The following is an 18,133-nucleotide window of genomic DNA, read 5'->3' as shown; positions in this document are numbered from 1 at the left end:
CTTATTCTTTTAGCAATAACTTGGCATTGCTGTATGCTTTTGATAACTTGATTTTCATTTTATTTGGGTTGGACCTACTAACAACAGCCTTTCTGCTTGATACTAGTTTTCCGTCTTCAAACAATTGCAATTCCGCCATTTTTCTATCTTTTCCAATAGGAATACCAATAGTCACAGGTTTGTCATTTTCTATTTGATATCCTTCTTCTGTTAGTTCTATGGAAACTGTCGCAGCCTCAACGGATGTAATGATACTCCAATCGTGATATTCAAACTTTTCCATTCCTGAAAGGAACAAGAATCTTATCTCGTTACTTTCTTTGAGTTTACGAATTATGGAAACCAACCCTTTTTGATAAAAATATTTCCGTTCGGCAATATCACTGACCGAAGCGTTTAAGGTAATGTGGTCCACCGTTTTTTTATCCTTTAGTTCTACTTCTATAAGCTGTGTGGTTGGATATTTTTCTATCGTGGAAAATGCAACATTGGAAATGGGGTTTTCATTTCCTTCAATGTAAGGATTGAATACCAAAGCAAACGGATTCTCCCAAGCTGCTTTTTCTCTTTTGATGATAAACGCGGGCAAAGGCTCATTTATCAATTCTTTTGGTGCAGTACCACTTGTGATAGCTTTGGATGGTGGCCCATTTACGGAATAGATTTGCTGTTTCTCGTCTCCTTTGATCCAAACCTTCATCAAATTATCAGGTTGGTTCTTCTCGGTGATGCGAAAAAATGCCTGGATATCATCTGAAGTGACAAATTTCTTTTTGTCCTTAAAGTAGTCGTAACCTTTAGCATCGCCCAGTTTACTACTTAATTGATCGGTGAGGCTCAAAGCGAATTCTTTTCCTTTACTGCTTTTAAATGTTAATGACTGACCAAGATTATGATAGAAGTATTCGTGTTTTTGCTTGCCTTCTTGTTGCCTTTTGGAACGAAATACATCAACTACATAGGGTTTTTCGGTAGGTGACTTTACGATAGCTGTAAATCGTTGTTGTTTGGAAATCGTTTTAGGTTCTAGAAAGGAAACTTTGGAAAAGGTGACTTTATCAAATGTTGCGTTTTCCTCGGATTTGGGAAAACTATAATCTAGTTTAAAGGGATGGTAAGACCGCATAGCATAATAATCCGAGATTCCATCCACAATTACCGTATTGTGTGCCGGGAATCTAGAGAAATATTCCCTGTGATGCGGATGCCAATAGCTTGGCCCTCTGCCCATATCTGGCCCTAAAACGTAGTTGTTAGCGAACAGTTCTATAGCGATCCCGTTGGCATGGGCATGGTTGCCAAAAGACCCAAAGGTAGATACCATTACAGAATTATCATCACTACCCATTCTTTGATTGAACAAGCTCACATTTGGTGCATAGAAGGTTGGTGATGTTAGTTTTTCCAAGGTTTCGCCTTGGTTGGATAAACTGTCTTTTTCTAAAGCATCTACATAAAAAAACAATTCAAAATAATTGCTTGCTTCTCTAGTGTATTGTCCATTGGAAATTAGTTCATTCAATAGTGTTGATATGATTTTCCCTTTTTCACTGGTACCGTACTTTTTATAATTGGCCAGTAATAGCTCAAAATTTTCAGGGGGAAGGATACTATGCTTTGAATCACCAAAACCTACTATATAACCTGAAGGAAAGAGGTATTGAAAAGCTGCGAATACGGCTTTTTCCACAATCGGATAAGTAGCAAGTTCATTGGTGTTGGTAGCATTGTCCAATAAGGTTATAATACGTAATAGTGTCGTAATCACATGCACTGAATAGGAGGCAGATTCGGGCCAGATTCCATTTTCAGCGTCATATACTAAAAGGGATTCCTTTAATGCCAATTGACGCTCCGTGGAAACGTCAAAAGTGTGTTTTAAAAAATATTCCCTTCCCTTTTTATTTTTATAGCTACTGTTGTCATCAAGTACCAAGGCGATATAGGTTAAGAAACGAGCTTGGAAAAGGTTCCAGTTGTTATCAGGAATACCGTTGACTATAATTTGGTCACCCCATCGTTGAAAAACAGTGATGGTATTATCTAGATTCTTGTTTTTGTCTTTAAAATAGTCGTGGAGAAAATCATAGCTGGTTACTAGTGAAACTACGATGCGCTCGTGAATTACTTCAAAGGTCGCCAAGCCTGATATTCGTTGTTGGCCAGAATTTTCTATATCAATGGGAGCTTCCCTATGATACATGCCATCAATATAGGTAAAGAATACAGGTGATGCGAAATCAGCATATTTTTTCTCTCCGGTAACCCAATATAGAAAAGCTGCATCTGACACTAACTCTAGTATTCTATCATTGATTTTTTCAATAATATTTCCTGTTTCTGATGGTGCTACCCATTCCTTTTTTTGATTATCTTTTCTTTCGAGATATATACCCTTGGGGTCATCCGAATATGGAATTATATCTTCTAATTTGGGAGATTTGTAATCCGTTGCCCAATCACGAGAGCCTGAAAAACGGACAGTGGGCACTGGTGCAGTCCCTTCAGAATGGGAGAAGTCGCCTTCATTTAGAAATACTTTGTTGTGCTTGGTATTCCAATTCATTTGTAAACGTGACACTAACCATTCCGGGTCTTCTTCCCATAGTTCGATGTACTTGGCCAATCGTTCTTTCTTTTCTTCAACAAAAGCTTTTTTCCAAGAGACAGTTTCAATCGATTTTATAAAATCACTTCTGGATTGATCCTTGATATAGATCCTAGGATGTTCCCCATGCTGGCCCAGAGCTGGATAGCACAAAAAAAACCACAACAATGGAGTTAGAAATACTTTCAATGACATTTTCCTTTTTATTGGATTCATCTACAGTTTAGCTATTGGGGATTATTTGAATTGCGAAACCATTATTTGCTTTAAGGTCTAAATTCAGTATAAATGAACTATCAACATCCAGTTGTTCAATCTTTACACGGGTTCTGGTATTAATAGTTTCATCATCCGTATATAGTTTTGCACTATAGTTTTCATTGGTATCTAAAAATGAGAAGTCAATTTTCAAGGATCGGGCAGTTTCACCATTAATCCCTCCAACGTACCATTGCGCTCCTTTTCTTCGTGCAATGACTCCTATTTCGCCTATTTCGGCATGTAATACTTTTGTTTCATCCCAAGTGGTGGGTACGGCATCAAAGAATTCCAATTCTGGTTCGATACCAATGTGTTTGGTATCGCCCCACAAACCATCTGCTTTTTCGGGAGAAGCTGCAGGCTTATCATACCAATACAAAAATTGCAACGGACTAAAAAGGCAAACCGTTTTTGCCAATTGTGAAGCATGTGATCCCATTTCGCTTACACGGTTGTTATAGTAACATACAGTATTGTCTGCTGCTCCAGCCAACATTCTTGTATACATGGTTATTAAGGTATGGGCATTGGGAACAGTTTCCTCATCGCCACGAATGCCTTCCTGGGTCAAAAAATTAGGGTAGGTTCTAGAGAAACCGGTTGGCCTGTACTCGTCATGTACGTCTATGATCATACCATGCTCGGCAGTTTTTTTAACAGCTTCGTGCAACCAGGCCGTTGCATCTTGATCTCCAACTCGTACAAAACCATATTTAATACCTGCTACTCCCCATTTTTTATAAAGTGGTAGCACCTCATCCAATTGTTTTTCTAAAGCTCTACGGTTTACATACAACATTACTTTTACCCCTTTTTCGTTGGCATATTTGCAAATAGCCTCAATATCAAAAGGACCTTTTGATCGTTTTGGATCTAGAGTAATAGTTGTTGCATCAGATGAATTGTCCATTTCATTTCCGTACCAACCGGCATCAAAATGTACATATTGCATATTATGGCTAGCCACAAAATCGATAGCCGCAAATCCACCATCCGTAGTTAATGTGGTTTCCCTAAGTACCTTTCCAGGTGTAATCCAAGAGACATCTTTAATTGCTACAGGATCGTTTAGGTTTTGGATAATGTAGTTGTTTTCGAGCAACTTACCTTCGTTTTCTGCCATCATAACCACACGCCAAGGAGACTGAAAGGGTAATTTTTTATGAACTTTTGTCCCTTCTTTTATTCTTTCAGAAATAATTGCGCCACTTATGGTATCTTGTTTTTGTTCTCCCATTTTACCATCTAATGTGGATAAAATGCTGTATTGGGAAGATGTACCCTTATTGAAACTTAAACGGGCATAATCGACCAGCTTTGCTTCGGCTAAAGCAACCTTTAGGCTATCTCCCATATCAATTAAAAGAGGGCGTTCGCTACCTTCCTCCAATTCTGTCAATGGTATTTTTTTATATTCGCCTTGAGCTGTTAGAGTCCCTTTTTCGCGTTTTGGGGTGGACCAAACCGGGTAATTATCGTTAAAGTTGTAATGAATGTTTTCATCCAACCCTATCTCGGTGATATCGTTTTGCTCGGGAACTTCATAAGCGTAAGAAATACCCTCATTATAGGCCCTACAAATAATATTGAGCTTGGCATCTTCTATTTGTAAGTAAACTTTTAGTTGATTGTAATTATCAGGGATTATGTTTAGCTCACTAAAATTGGAGTTCCAGACATTTTCTACGCTGGAATTTTCAATCTTTAGGATAGATACATCCCCAGAAAAGGAAATTTCTTTTGAAACAAGCTCCAATGTAGAAGGCAATAACACTTCATGGTTGTTGTATTGAACAGAAAAATCAATACCATTTTCCTTGTTGGGGAAAAGTGTGAATACTTTCTTTCCATCAGGTGATTTTACCTGAATGACTTCTAGTTTATTACAACTAAAAAAAATCATGGAAATCAGTAAACTTCCAATAAGTGTTGCTCTACAATTCATGTTATTTGGTTTCCTGGGTAAAAAACTCTTTAAAAAACAGCATTTGATAGATAATGGAATTGCTCCAATATGGGCCATCATGTCTACCGGGCCGTTCAATATAATCGTGGGGAATCTTACGTTCGATTAATTTTTTATGCAATCTTTTATTGTCTTCATAAAAGAAATCATCCACACCACAATCGAAGAGAAATTTTAGTTTTTTATCACCTAAAAGATGTACAAGGTTAATGACAGAGTTCTTCTCCCAATGCTCCGGATACTCTGAATAATTGCCCAACCTATCAGGAATGCCCCACTTTAAGGCGTATGGCCTAATATCCACTCCACCACTCATACTGGCTGCCACCCCCCAAACATCAGTATGCTTAAAGGCCAAGTACAAAGCGCCATGGCCACCCATACTGTAGCCCGTAATTGCTCTATTTTTATGGCTTGCAATCGTATTGTAGTTCTTGTCTACACCTGCAATCAATTCCGTTGAGATATAAGTCTCATATTTATATGTCTCATCAATGGGACTATCAAAATACCAGCTTTTTGCCTCACCATCCGGGCATACAATAATCACATTGTGCAAATCTGCCAAAGCTTTGATATTTGGAGCTTTTCCTAGCCAGGCTTTATAGTCACCTCCGGCGCCATGTAACAAATAGACCACTGAAAGCGCTTTCCCTTCTTTTGAATAAGAATCTGGCAGTATGACCACATTCTTTATTTCTTTATTCATCGACTTGCTATGAACAACAAGTGTGTCCACTTTTGACGCAAAAATTTGCAGTGAAAAACTTAGACAAATCAATAAGCTTACTATTTTTTTCATGTATTCTTCTTTAAGATTATACCTTCCAGTTCTTCCAATGTTTTTCCTTTGGTTTCAGGCATCATAAAGGCTACAAATAAGAATTGAAGTACCATCATTCCTGCGAAAACTAGAAAGACTACTCCGGCACCAATCATAGGATGATTGAACAAGGTTGGGATTAAAGAAGGAATTAAGGCGGCCAAAATCCAGTGGGTCGAACTACCAAATGCCTGACCCGAAGCCCGTAAATGATTTGGAAATATTTCAGATATAAACACCCAAATTACGGCACCTTGGCCAATGGCATGGGCAGCAATAAACAGAAATAAGAAAATGGGAACTGCCATTCCGGTCCACCCTAGGAAAAAAGCGGCGGAAACCAAGCTCAAGGATATAATATACCCAATGGAACCAATATACATCAATGTTTTCCTTCCAAATTTATCGATTAGAAAGACACCCAATAGCGTAAAAACAAGGTTTGTTACTCCAATACCCACGCTACTTAGCAAAGCAGTACTTTCCCCCAAACCAGCTTCCTCAAAAATACGTGGGGCATAGTATAAAAAGGCATTTATGCCAGAAAACTGGTTAAAAAATGCTATTAAAAATGCTAATGTCAGAGGAAATCTATACTTTTTGATAAAAATGGTTTCGGAGGTATTTGACTCCGATGAATTGCTTTGGAAAGCAGTAATCTGTTCTTCAATAGGGATATCTGGATTAATAATGGCCATTACCTCTTTTGCCTCATCAGTTTTGGATTGTGATAACAGCCATCTGGGGCTTTTGGGCACTTTCAACGCAAATAAAATATAGAGAACTGCTGGTATAGCCTCTACACCGACCATCCATCGCCAGTCATTTTCGCCAATACCACTTAAGAGATAATTGGAAAGAAATGCAATTAAAATTCCGAATACAATATTGAATTGATATAAAGCAACAAGGCGCCCCCTATCTTTTGCAGGTGCAATTTCAGAAATGTAGGCGGGTGCTGCGATAGTTGATGCCCCAACGCCAATACCTCCAATGAATCGGGCAAACGCAAATACCCAAGGGTCATCTGCTAAAGCTGATCCTATTGCAGATATGGCAAACAAAACACCAATGAAAATCAAGGTGTTTTTACGCCCGTATTTATTTGTTGGAAATCCCCCAAAAATAGCTCCAAGTACTGTGCCCCAAAGAGCAGCACCCATTACCACCCAGCCATGAAAGGAATCTGAAGATTCCCAAAGGGCTTGTAATTTTTTATCGGCCCCGGAAATAACGACTACATCAAATCCAAATAAAAAGCCCGCAAGTGCTGCGGTTATGGACCATAATATTATTTTTTTACTCATTTTATAGTGGTATTAGTTGGTTTTTATTTTAAAGGTATGACCATATTCCAAGTTTTTGTGCCGTTTCCAAATCCTCCAGGACCATCCATAGTGGCAAAAAAGATATGTGTTGGCTTTCCATTTTCTACAAAAACAAAAGGACGTTCCAATTGCCCTTGCTTTATGGTTTTACCATTCTCCCATTTTACTGTTTTGGTATAGGCTCTTGGGTTTTCATCTACCTCCCAATGAATACCATCTTTAGAATGCGCTAAAAGCCCATCGCCTTTTCCTCCAGTTATTAGTCCTCGTTGGTCTTTAGCCACTAAATGGAATCCTTCGTCGTCACTCCATAAATGTGGGTCTTCCACTTCGCCTAAATGCTCCATAGAAAATAAAGGTTTGGTGCCCACTACTGTGTATTCACCATCAAACGAAGGTGCTGTGGCTACTCCAATACTCATATCACTTTGCTTTATGCCTTCTTCTTGATAGCTTCTTCCTTTAAAAAGCAGCACCACCGAACCGTCTTCTTTAATTAAAGGTGAAGGGTTCGAGGTTAAAAAGCTATAATATGAATCGGGTTTTACATCTAAAATTGGTGCGTCCAATCGTTTCCATGGTCCGTTAGGACTTTTAGATGTAGCCACTCCAACACGTTTTCCCCATCTGCCCGCAATACACCATTTACTTTTTAAATCAAATTCTGAAATATTTTCCTGGGTTACTTCCTCAAAAGGATGGGTAGACCCCATATAGTATAAAATGTAAGTATCCTTGTATTTTACGATTTTTGGATTGTGACACGATCTACCATCCCAATATTGAGCCCCTCGGTATCCTAAAGCTACATCCTTAAACTGATAGGGCCCTTCGGGGATCTTGGAAACTGCATGGACAATCTCGGAAGCAATCATCCAACCTGGATGGAAAGGCAACATTTTGGGCCAACGTGAAGCATACATATGGTATTGTCCATCATCTCCCTTTATCACTGAACTACCCCAAACCCAGTAATCTTCCATTTCCAGGCCACCATGTACGGGAGCTTCTTTTAGATTGTCAATGATTGCGTTTTGTGCTGTGCATGATACAGAAAGTCCGATGAAAAGTAGGACAGTATACTGCGTGGTATAACGAAATATATATTTTATGGAGTTTGGTATCATTACTTTGTATTGATGGGTTGTAGCGTTACTTCTCTTAAATTAACGGGATTCCATTTTCTTGCAATGGGCATAAAAGAAATTTCATATTCACCTGGTTTATCTATGGTAAAACTTCCCATTGCCAATTTCTTGAATTTTTTTGGATTACCATCAACAGAAATCTTTAGAATTTTCGATTTGCCATTTATGGAAATGATGACCTCTGTATCCTCTTTACCGGCAACTTGCCCCATCAAATTAAAAGTTCCAGGGTTTTTGACAGTAAATTTCCAATATACCCTAGCTGTTTCACTATCCCAGTTGCCTATGCAATCTTTACGTTCATCATATTGCGCTCCTGGCCCTTGCAAATTTTCATATTGAGCCCGAAAAGCTGGTAAGGCGACTACTCCTTCTTTATCCTGTTCCAACTGTTTTTGAGGAAGTGCATTGGGCATTTCTTTTAGTTTTAAAACAATTACGGAAGCTATACTATCAGGAGCATTTCCAGAAAGTTGTACTTGAATTCCATTTTCAAAAGAAGTTGTTTTAAAAGTTCTTTTTTTATCAGTTAACAAATAACAAGCCTCCACATTATTTTTAAGTCTGATGGGAAGAGACGCACCATCTGCCCAATCATATACATGTAAATATAATAACCCTTTGCTATCAATGGTTTTCATGGTAATTCTGCCCCATTTTGGTTCTTCAGTGGTTGGACTTGCTTGGGTACCATAAATAGCTTCACTGTTTTTGTCCATCCATGAACCAATGGCCTTTAGACGTTCGGTTGCTTCAGATTTTAGTGTTCCTTCTGCAGTTGGGCTCACATTGAGCAAATAATTCCCGCCCTTACTACTTTGATCAATAAGATTTCGAATTAGCGTAGCAATGGATTTAAAATCATCATCATCACTACGATATCCCCAACTTCCACTAATGGGCTGGCATAATTCCCAATACTTTGCTTCTGGAGTATACCTGGGGCCATGCCGTTCAAATGTCTTATGGTCACCGGGATAATCTTCGCCCAATCTATCGTTAGTAATGATTTTGGGTTGTAATGCCGAGGTAATATGATACAAGCTATCAACGACTTCCTTTGTCATTTTTCGGGGGGTATCCCACCAAAAAATTGCAATTGGACCATATTCCGTCAATAATTGTTTTACCTCTGGAAGCGCCTTTTCGTAGACGTACTCGTCACTACTGACCCGTTGGAAGGTTTTATCCCAATTGTTGCCCATACCCCCTGGATGATGCCAATCTTGAGCTTGTGAATAGTAGAACCCAAATTTTATGCCCTGTTCTTGACATTCTTTTGCTAATTCTTTCAAAATGTCACGTTTAAAAGGAGTGGCATCCACAATGTTGTAATCACTGGCTTTGGAATCGAACATAGAGAATCCATCATGATGCTTTGCGGTAATAACCATATATTTCATCCCAGCCTCTTTTGCCAAATTCACAAATTCTTTAGCATTGAACTTTGTTGGATTAAATTCACCAGTCAATTTTTCATATTCAGCAATTGGGATTTTCCCTCTGTTCATTATCCACTCAGCACTATTAGGTTGGGCTTTACCCTTATAAAAACCAGCAAGTTTGGTATAAATGCCCCAATGGATGAACATACCGAACCTGGCTTCAGACCACCATTGCATACGTTCTTGTTGCGATGTGTTCTGTACTGCTGAAGCATCTTGTGCATTAGTGAAATATACTTGGGAAGCAACAAAAAGTACTAAAAGTAACTTACTGTTCATGGTTAAAATAGCTTTATTATGTGTTTTAGGTCGATTTTTGTTTAATCCCAAACTATCCTTACCAAAAAATGATTCTAATGTGTTGGATTTTCTATTAGTTTCCTTGCATCTGAAGGATCGGTCTTTTCTTTTCCGGTAAGCAGATATACTACCATTCCAGCATCAGAAGGGTCAAAATCACCCTTTTTGACACACGTAAGAAGTCTATCATATAGCCAGTCCATTTGTTTTTTAATTTTTGGAGAAGTATCTCTTATAGCAGAGGTTTTCACCCAATTATATTCTTGTATGGGCGCTTTAAAACCTTGATAACCATCACCTCCATTTTGGTCCAAAATTTTATCCATAGCAAGCCCATTTGATTCAAAATTTTCTTTGATTTCATCCCATGTCCATCCAGAATGGGGCTTTTCCCAATCATAAGGTTTATCTGCATGTTCATTGTTCCATTTGGAATGTGAAATAAGCCTAACATATTTTAGTTTTGATGGATTTGCATTTTCGAGGGCTCTTCCAACCACATGCATTGGCCCCGCGGCTATTATATTTAAGGGACTATGCTTATCGGATTTATCAATTTCTTGGGTAATTGCGCGTATTGCACTTGTTGAATCTGCAACTGCTTCTATAAAATTGGAGTTTTTAAAATTGAAGATTTCCTTTCCCTTAAGGACACTTTCCAACATTTGGGCCTTCCCGTTTTCTTTTTCTTGGTTACTGCCCCAGATATGATCACTGAATGTATACACTACAAGACTATCCTGCAACCCAGCCGAAGCTAATAATGCCAGTGTCAATGGTGTAGCGGCCCAATCATCATGGTCATGTTCATTACCGTCAGAACTTACCACAATTCTTCCTTTTGTATAGGGTATAGTGGATTGGGCTGTGGATGATAGGGAAATCAATCCAATCATTAAAATTATTACCCCACTTTTAGCCGATATATACATTTTTTAGGACTTGACCAGTTCTTGATTCTTTTTGGTTTCTTCTATATTTTTTAACCGTAATAGCGCTTCCATAAAGTAATAATCGGCATAGATAATTGGAACATCTATTTCTGAATTGTTTGGATGGTGCCCCGTAGAGTGTAACAATAAGGCTTGGTTTGTATCACCGCTATAGTACGCTTCGGAAGAAAGTATTTCGACAAAACGCCTAGCCGCATCAATATACTTGTCCTTAAGGGCATTGTCTTTAACCAATTTGGATAATTCAAGCATTCCGCAAGCTGCTATTGCTGCTGCCGAAGCATCTTTGGGGGCATTGGGAATTTTTGGGTCGTCAAAATCCCAAAAAGGAATACCATCTTCGGGTAAACGCTTTAAAAAGTGATCTGCTAATTTCATTGATGTTTCCATAAAATCAGGATTCCCTGTCTCTCTATACGCCATTGCAAAACCGTATATGCCCCAAGATTGGCCTCTGGCCCACATAGAATCATCTGCATAACCTTGATGCGTTACCCCTTTGATAAATTCTCCGGTCTCTTCATCGAAAGACCCTACATGGTAGAGCGAACCATCTGGTCTTAGAAGATTTTTCATGGTTACCTTGGCATGACTTTCTGCAATTTCATATAAATTTTTGTCACCACCGTTTTTGGAAGCCCAAAACAGCAATTCCAGATTCATCATATTATCTATGATGGTATTGTGACGATATTTTTTCTGTGTTGGCCAAGAAAGAATGGACCCTACTTTAGGATTGTATAGGGTAGCCAGGGTATCTGCAGCTGCCAAAAGCACATCCTTGTACTCCTTGTTGCCCGTTAATCTGTAGCCATTTCCAAAACTGTTATAAATCATAAAACCGATATCGTGGTTTCTTGCAGGGCTATAGGCTATGGATTTTATAGGGGCGGTAAATCTTTCAGCTTCCTTTTTAATTGATTCATCTCCAGAATATTCATAAGTATACCATAAAAAGCCTGGCCAAAACCCGCTGCACCAATCTTTTACTCCAACAAGTTCCCAATTGGTTTTATTTTTAGGAATATTTCTTGCAAAACCATCTACATCTTTCAATTCTTTGAGTGTTTCCTTGGTTTTTGAAACATTTAGGTCCAGAACGGTTGTAGAATCAAATCCAGATACCTTTTTTTTATTGGTGCCACAGGAGTGTAGCATTAGTACTGTGATGAATATGGAAAAAGCTTTTATTTTGTTGTTCATTTTAAATTATCTTAAAAAAAGGGTTCCTTTTTTGTATTGTTATTGGATTGTATTTGAAAGAATCACTTGGGTAAATTCTAACTATTTATAAATGTGATAATTGAGTATTTATGAGAGCGTAAATAAAGTTTTAACAAGTTTAAATAGAAAGGTTGCCAACTCTAATAAATTATCATTCAAAAGCTATAAACTATCATTCTTTCGGAGGGCGTTTTGACTAAAAATCCACCTATGAATTACTTCAGCATCAACAATAAGATTTTTAAAGTTCGAAATTGACCTAAGGTTTACTATGGATATTGAAAGCTATCCTTTATTATTGAAATACCTTGAAATAAAAAAGGTTGGGCCACAGTAGTAAGAATCATTGAAAACTTGATTTTTTCAGGAGCCATATCATTTCATTTTTATTGCAAACCCTTTTAAATACAGGGTTTTATCTGGAGTTATATTGATATGGAGATTATCTATTGCTATTCAATTGAAGTTATGATTTTAGTAGGTGGCGGATATTTTATGGTTGAGATTTAAAAAATGGTTGGGGTTAGGTTGGTTAAAAATTAATCAAAATTTAACCTTAAAATAAGATGAAATCCTATAAGATTTTTCTTATATAAATCTTCTTCCTATATGATTTTATAGTGCATTTTTTATAATGAACTATAATTTATCATCATTGAATAATAATTTATCATTTGGAGTGCTAATTATCTTTAACATTGGCTTAACAATTGTCAATACGGCAATTTAAGCACTGAGATTTTTACAATACATCAGTTTAAGAACCTTTAAAATGAAATTTTATGATTAAACTACACAACCAAACAAAACTGAAAATTTTCACTAGGCTATGCTGTATAGTAGGCTGTTTAGTTTTCGGTGTTGAACAAACACATGCATCAGCAGTAGCGAATACTGCGAAAGAGTTATTTACTGTAAAGGACAATCAGGACAGAACAATAACAGGGACAATAACAAGCAGCGATGATAATAGCCCTCTTCCTGGGGTTAATGTTATAGTTAAAGGAACCACAAATGGTACGGTTACCGATTTTGATGGTAATTATGCCATAACGGTTTCGTCTTCCGATAGTATATTGGAGTTTTCATCTATAGGTTTCGCAACCCAAGAAATTGCAGTAGGTGGCAATAGTACTATTAATGTATCATTGGATCCGGATCTTACCAATCTGGATGAAGTTGTGGTCGTTGGATATGGTACCGCAAAAAAGGAAACCCTTACTGGTTCAATAGAACAAGTAAAATCCGAAGTTTTCCAGGATATAGCAACTGGTGATCCTGCACTAGCACTTCAAGGTAGAACTCCTGGCCTGGTAGTTACCCGTAATTCATCTAGACCTGGTGATGAGGGGATAAACTTTCTTATTCGGGGAGCTTCTTCCATTAATGGAATACAACCTCTTATTGTTATAGACGGTATTCCTGCAATAAATTCAACAACCTTTAATGAAATGAACCCTAATGATATTGAAAGCATTAGTGTTTTAAAAGGTGGATCCGCATCGGTTTATGGTTCTCGTGCCGCTGGTGGGGTAATTTTGGTAACCACTAAAAAAGGTAGAGGAAAAGTTACCGTTGACGTAAACACCATTTTACGTATTGGTACTGTAGGTATTCGTCCACCTTCACCAACAATGTCACAATATGGACAATTATATTTAGCAGCAGTTGATGAAGATATTGCATCTGGTAAACCTCCGCGTTATTTCTTTTGGAATGATCGTGAGACGGTGGCAAGAATTGCCAGTGGCGAAGAAGGATATTATGATCTTCCCATTAATGGACGAATCTGGTTAGGTAATTCAGCCAAGGTTGATGAAATGTTTGGTAACTCGTACTCTAGTCAACATAACGTTAGTGTATCTGGTGGAGATGAAGTAAGTAATTTCCGTATTTCAGCAGGATACGACAAAAATGTTGGAGGTTTGATAGTTGCGGATGATCTTGAGGATAGATACAATTTTTCAGTAAACTATGGTATTGAGATTAGTGATAGACTAAGTCTTAACACGAATATCAGCTATCTTCACAATACTTTTTCAGGACCTGCGGAAGGTTTGGCCAGGGAAGCTGCTACGTGGGATGCACCCTTATTTCCTACGCTTAACCCTCAGGGGCAATATTACGCTAATTTTGGTGGTGTTAATATTACTGGTGATAGAAATGCTGTAGCACATGTTAGCGAAGCAGGTAGAATTAACAAAGCAGTTGAGCAAATAGGAATATCTGCACAAGCCACTTATAAACTAACGGACAATCTAAATCTTACAGGATCTTATGCAGTTAGAAGGCAAAATAGCGAATACCAACAATATCAGGTGTCTGTTCCTCTTTACAGTTGGGACGGGGATTTCTCAAATAATATAAACAACAATACTTTTATTGAGGAGGGGACTGGACCAGAAAACAATGACGGTAACATTACCTATAAGAACTTTAGAGGAGCTTTAAACTATACCAATAGTTTTGGGGACCATAATTTTTCTGGACTGTTGGCTGTTGAAGCTGAGAAAAATATACTTAATGAGTATAACATGAGGAGAAATGGGTTTATTGATTATGGGGTATACGATATAAATTTAGGAGCAACAGATCAACAAGTTACTACAAGTGGTGGCGGAAGCGAATGGGGCTTTTTCGGTTATATTGGTCGTCTAAATTATGATTATAAAAGCAAGTATTTATTGGAATTACAAGGAAGACGAGATGGTTCATCAAGGTTTGCTGATGGACAAAAATGGTCCAATTACGGTAGTATTTCCGGAGGTTGGGTTATAAGCTCTGAAGACTTTCTTAAGGATAGCGATGTTGTATCTTTCCTAAAGATTCGAGGTGGTTATGGTGAATTGGGAAGTACTTCCGGTATCGGTGATTTCGGATACCTGTCAACAGTTCAATTTGGATCTACTGTTTTTGGCCAAACCAATGCAGGTGAGCAAGTAACTTCAAGGGCAAGTGGTTTAGTTAGTACCAACACCACATGGGAACGTATTGCAACAACAGAAATTGGCCTGGATTTTGCGTTATTTAATAGTAAGGTATTTGGTGCCCTAGATTTTTTTAAGAAAGAAAATAAAGGAATGCTTGTTAGGCCGATTACCACAGCTATACTTGGAACTTCAACTGCTTTTACCAACATAGGTACTTTGGAAACCAACGGATGGGAAGCGCAATTGGGATGGAGAGATCAAATTGGTGATTTCGATATAAGCGTAAGTGCAAACATGAGTGATGCCAGAAATGAGATTACCAAGTATGATGGTGCCCAATCCATTGTTGCCGGTTTAAATGACGTGGATGATTCGGAAAATATTTTGGGTAAACCTATCAACTCTTTTTATCTGTATGAGACGAACGGTTATTTTTCTACTCAAGCAGAGGTTGATGCCTATTATGCCAGTCTTGATGCTGGGGGAATTTTACCATCACAAACTTCAAACGATGCATTACGACCAGGAGACATGCGTGTTGTGGATTCCAATGGAGATGGAAGTCTTACTACAGATGATTTAACATACCATGGAGATAATGCTACCCATTATGTATATGGTTTAAACTTTGACATAAAGTATAAGAATTGGGATTTTACCGCATTTTTTCAAGGTGCCATAGATCATCAAATTTATAGAACAGGTTATTTTGCTCAACCTTTTCAAGCAGAATGGCAGAACCAATCGAATGCTTGGTTGGGTAGAACATGGACAGAGGATAACCCAAATGCGGAGTTTCCTAGGTTGACTACACAGCGCGGATTATCTAGATGGAATTATCAATTTAAAGATCATATTCTACAAAACAATAGATACATTAGGTTAAAATCCCTTATTATAGGATACAACATTCCAGGATTAAGAATAGGGAATACACCAATTAATACATGCCGTATTTATTTTTCAGGAAATGACTTATTTGAGTTTACTAGCGTAAAAGATGGTTATGACCCAGAATTCCAAGAAAGTTCAAATAATAGTGCATATCCATTTATGCGTACGTGGGCATTAGGTTTAAGAATATCCATTTAAGATAACTACTAAAATTATATACAATGAAAAAAATTATATATATACTATTACCATGCGTTATGGTGCTCTTTGCATCTTGTGCAGACGAATTTATAGACTTAACACCGCCAGCTGCAATCACAGACGCAGTTTTTTATAACGAAGCTGAACACTTTGAGCAAGGATCTAACCGGTTTTATACAGACTTACTTGGATGGGGAGATCAAGGGATTTATGCAGATCACGGGTCTGATTTAGTTGGTTATGTTGAGGACAGTGATATGCAAATCTATGGTAGGGGAGATACCCAGCCAGATGAAAATGATGGGTATTATTCAAGTGCCTATGTAGCAATTAGGGACATGAACCTTTTACTGCAGCGAGCAGAGACGTATGAAGGAGAAGAAAGTATTGCAGAATATGTAGCTGCCACAAAATTTCATAGAGCTTGGCAATATTTCTTTTTGGTACAACGGTTTGGTGGTGTTACGCTGGTAACAGAACCATTAGCTGCTGATTCTGAGCAATTGTTTGCCCCACGTAATAGCCGATATGAAGTTGTAGCCCAGATTTTAACGGATTTGGATGATGCTATTGCTGGTTTGCCCAATGAAGCTAATATAGCTTCTGAGGATAAGGGTAAAATTAGTAGGGAAGCTGCCATGGGATTCAAGGCTGAGGTTTTATTGCATGAAGCCACTTGGATGAAATATGTAGGAACCACAACTGATGGTGATGGTACTTCTTCCGGTGCTGGTAGTGCAGGGAATGACCCTTCAAACATCAATGCATATTTACAGGAGGCTGCTACATTATGTAAATCAATAATGGATTCTGGTACCTTTGAACTTTGGGATTACAATGATGACCTTGATGATTTAAGTTCAAATTTCCTATTTAATCTGGAAGATAGTGGGTCCAACCCTGCTGGATTAGACAAAGCGTCAAACAAGGAGTTCATATTTTATGCTAAATACGATTTTACGTTTAGACAAGCTTCAACACTTTTGAGTCATGTCTATGAAGGAAGGGTAAAACCCAGTAGAAAAATCATAGACATGTTTTTATGTACCGATGGCTTGCCTATTGATCAATCTCCATTATTTCAAGGATATTTTAATAAGGCAGATGAATTCTTAAACAGGGATTATAGGATGAGAGCTTATTTTACGTATCATAGAAATCTTGGTGAGCTACCTGAAAATGAAGATGAGGTTTTAAATGGAACAAATAATTTTGGATATAGAAATTCAAAGTTCATGAGTTGGCTTTGGGGAACCGATGAGGCGTATAGAGCAACAACTACAGAAGCATATGACATGCCATTGCTTCGTCTGGCTGAAGTATATTTAATGTATGCCGAAGCTTTGTATGAGTTAAATGGCAGCCTTACGGATGTAGAAATGAATGAGTCTATCAATTTGGTTAAGGATAGAGCAGGATTACCACCAATCAGCAATACCTTTTTAGCTACCAATGGCATGGATATTGGCGCTGAGATTCGAAGAGAGCGTGCAATTGAGCTATATGCAGAAGGAGCTACAAGGTTCAATGATTTAAAGAGATGGGGTATTGCCGAGCAAGAATTAAACCAAACCATTTTCGGTGCTGTTATAGAAGGTACCGCATATGATGGAAACCCTGATTTATATGATCCTTCTGGTTATGGCTTCCCAGAAGAAACCACCACAACTGGAGTTGGTGATAGAAGATGTCTAGTAGTATATCCTTCATCACTTCGAAACTTTACCCGTGAAGATTATTTATTCCCCTTACCCACAGCTCAAACAGGGTTGAATGAAAATTTACTGCAAAATCCAGGGTATTAAAAAGTAAGTATTAATTTGAGTTAGTTTGTTTAGTTTGAGGCAGCTGTAGAGAAAACTACAGCTGCTTTTTTTTGCGATGATATTAGTCTAAATTTAGAATATTAAGACCCTTTTGCAACCTTTTATGGTTCCGTGTAAATCACTTCTTCTAAAAGTTGGATTTAGTTTTAATATCCATTCACGTATCCATCTCTTTCTCCTAAAAAACGAGATATATAGATCTAATAGTTCTAAATAATTGGATGAA

At 37.9% G+C, this 18,133-nt stretch carries 10 protein-coding genes; 2 read left to right on the top strand and 8 right to left on the bottom strand.

Going from position 1 to position 18,133, the window contains the following annotated elements; translation table 11 throughout:
• Position 1: 1 nt before the first annotated feature.
• From AAY42_RS08675 to AAY42_RS08640, 8 genes are all read right to left on the bottom strand, one after another.
• Entirely contained in the window at positions 2 to 2,803 is a 2,802-nt protein-coding gene (locus AAY42_RS08675) for a heparinase II/III domain-containing protein (RefSeq protein WP_082433566.1), read from the bottom strand.
• 28 nt (positions 2,804 to 2,831) lie between these two features.
• On the bottom strand, positions 2,832 to 4,814 hold the full coding sequence (locus tag AAY42_RS08670; RefSeq protein WP_055394264.1) for a glycoside hydrolase family 97 protein: 1,983 nt from the start codon (positions 4,812 to 4,814) through the stop codon (positions 2,832 to 2,834).
• Position 4,815: 1 nt separating this feature from the next.
• Positions 4,816 to 5,637 (bottom strand): alpha/beta hydrolase, encoded by an 822-nt coding sequence (locus AAY42_RS08665; RefSeq protein WP_055394262.1) that lies wholly within the window; start codon positions 5,635 to 5,637, stop codon positions 4,816 to 4,818.
• On the bottom strand, positions 5,634 to 6,965 hold the full coding sequence (locus AAY42_RS08660) for a sugar porter family MFS transporter (RefSeq protein WP_055394260.1): 1,332 nt from the start codon (positions 6,963 to 6,965) through the stop codon (positions 5,634 to 5,636). The genes AAY42_RS08665 and AAY42_RS08660 overlap by 4 nt, the downstream gene beginning before the upstream one ends.
• Positions 6,966 to 6,988: 23 nt before the next feature.
• Positions 6,989 to 8,113, bottom strand: coding sequence for a glycoside hydrolase family protein (locus tag AAY42_RS08655; protein WP_055394258.1), 1,125 nt, complete (start codon positions 8,111 to 8,113; stop codon positions 6,989 to 6,991).
• Positions 8,113 to 9,858: an alpha-L-fucosidase gene (locus AAY42_RS08650; protein WP_055397802.1), complete on the bottom strand. Its 1,746-nt coding sequence runs from the start codon at positions 9,856 to 9,858 to the stop codon at positions 8,113 to 8,115. The genes AAY42_RS08655 and AAY42_RS08650 overlap by 1 nt, the downstream gene beginning before the upstream one ends.
• Positions 9,859 to 9,932: 74 nt before the next feature.
• Positions 9,933 to 10,811, bottom strand: a complete 879-nt coding sequence (locus AAY42_RS08645) for a hypothetical protein (protein WP_139063695.1) — start codon at positions 10,809 to 10,811, stop codon at positions 9,933 to 9,935.
• A 3-nt stretch (positions 10,812 to 10,814) separates the two neighbouring features.
• On the bottom strand, positions 10,815 to 12,035 hold the full coding sequence (locus tag AAY42_RS08640) for a glycoside hydrolase family 88 protein (RefSeq protein WP_055394254.1): 1,221 nt from the start codon (positions 12,033 to 12,035) through the stop codon (positions 10,815 to 10,817).
• A gap of 803 nt (positions 12,036 to 12,838) precedes the next feature.
• On the opposite strand from AAY42_RS08640, the gene AAY42_RS08635 reads away from it, so the two are divergent.
• Positions 12,839 to 16,078: a SusC/RagA family TonB-linked outer membrane protein gene (locus AAY42_RS08635; RefSeq protein ID WP_055394251.1), complete on the top strand. Its 3,240-nt coding sequence runs from the start codon at positions 12,839 to 12,841 to the stop codon at positions 16,076 to 16,078.
• Positions 16,079 to 16,101: 23 nt separating this feature from the next.
• The gene (locus tag AAY42_RS08630) at positions 16,102 to 17,886 is read left to right on the top strand and encodes a RagB/SusD family nutrient uptake outer membrane protein (RefSeq protein ID WP_055394248.1); all 1,785 of its coding nucleotides are present in this window, start codon (positions 16,102 to 16,104) and stop codon (positions 17,884 to 17,886) included.
• Positions 17,887 to 18,133 lie beyond the last annotated feature (247 nt).

It is taken from the genome of Flagellimonas eckloniae (assembly GCF_001413955.1).
Taxonomy (GTDB): domain Bacteria; phylum Bacteroidota; class Bacteroidia; order Flavobacteriales; family Flavobacteriaceae; genus Flagellimonas; species Flagellimonas eckloniae.
This window is presented reverse-complemented; position numbering and strand designations above follow the sequence as displayed.

Excerpts from the sequence above, each read along its gene's own strand:
- AAY42_RS08675 (WP_082433566.1), bottom strand. The coding sequence starts at position 2,803 with ATGTCATTGAAAGTATTTCTAACTCCATTGTTGTGGTTTTTTTTGTGC.
- AAY42_RS08645 (WP_139063695.1), bottom strand. The coding sequence starts at position 10,811 with ATGTATATATCGGCTAAAAGTGGGGTAATAATTTTAATGATTGGATTG.
- AAY42_RS08660 (WP_055394260.1), bottom strand. The coding sequence starts at position 6,965 with ATGAGTAAAAAAATAATATTATGGTCCATAACCGCAGCACTTGCGGGC.
- AAY42_RS08635 (WP_055394251.1), top strand. The coding sequence starts at position 12,839 with ATGATTAAACTACACAACCAAACAAAACTGAAAATTTTCACTAGGCTA.
- AAY42_RS08630 (WP_055394248.1), top strand. The coding sequence starts at position 16,102 with ATGAAAAAAATTATATATATACTATTACCATGCGTTATGGTGCTCTTT.
- AAY42_RS08650 (WP_055397802.1), bottom strand. The coding sequence starts at position 9,858 with ATGAACAGTAAGTTACTTTTAGTACTTTTTGTTGCTTCCCAAGTATAT.
- AAY42_RS08670 (WP_055394264.1), bottom strand. The coding sequence starts at position 4,814 with ATGAATTGTAGAGCAACACTTATTGGAAGTTTACTGATTTCCATGATT.
- AAY42_RS08665 (WP_055394262.1), bottom strand. The coding sequence starts at position 5,637 with ATGAAAAAAATAGTAAGCTTATTGATTTGTCTAAGTTTTTCACTGCAA.
- AAY42_RS08655 (WP_055394258.1), bottom strand. The coding sequence starts at position 8,113 with ATGATACCAAACTCCATAAAATATATATTTCGTTATACCACGCAGTAT.
- AAY42_RS08640 (WP_055394254.1), bottom strand. The coding sequence starts at position 12,035 with ATGAACAACAAAATAAAAGCTTTTTCCATATTCATCACAGTACTAATG.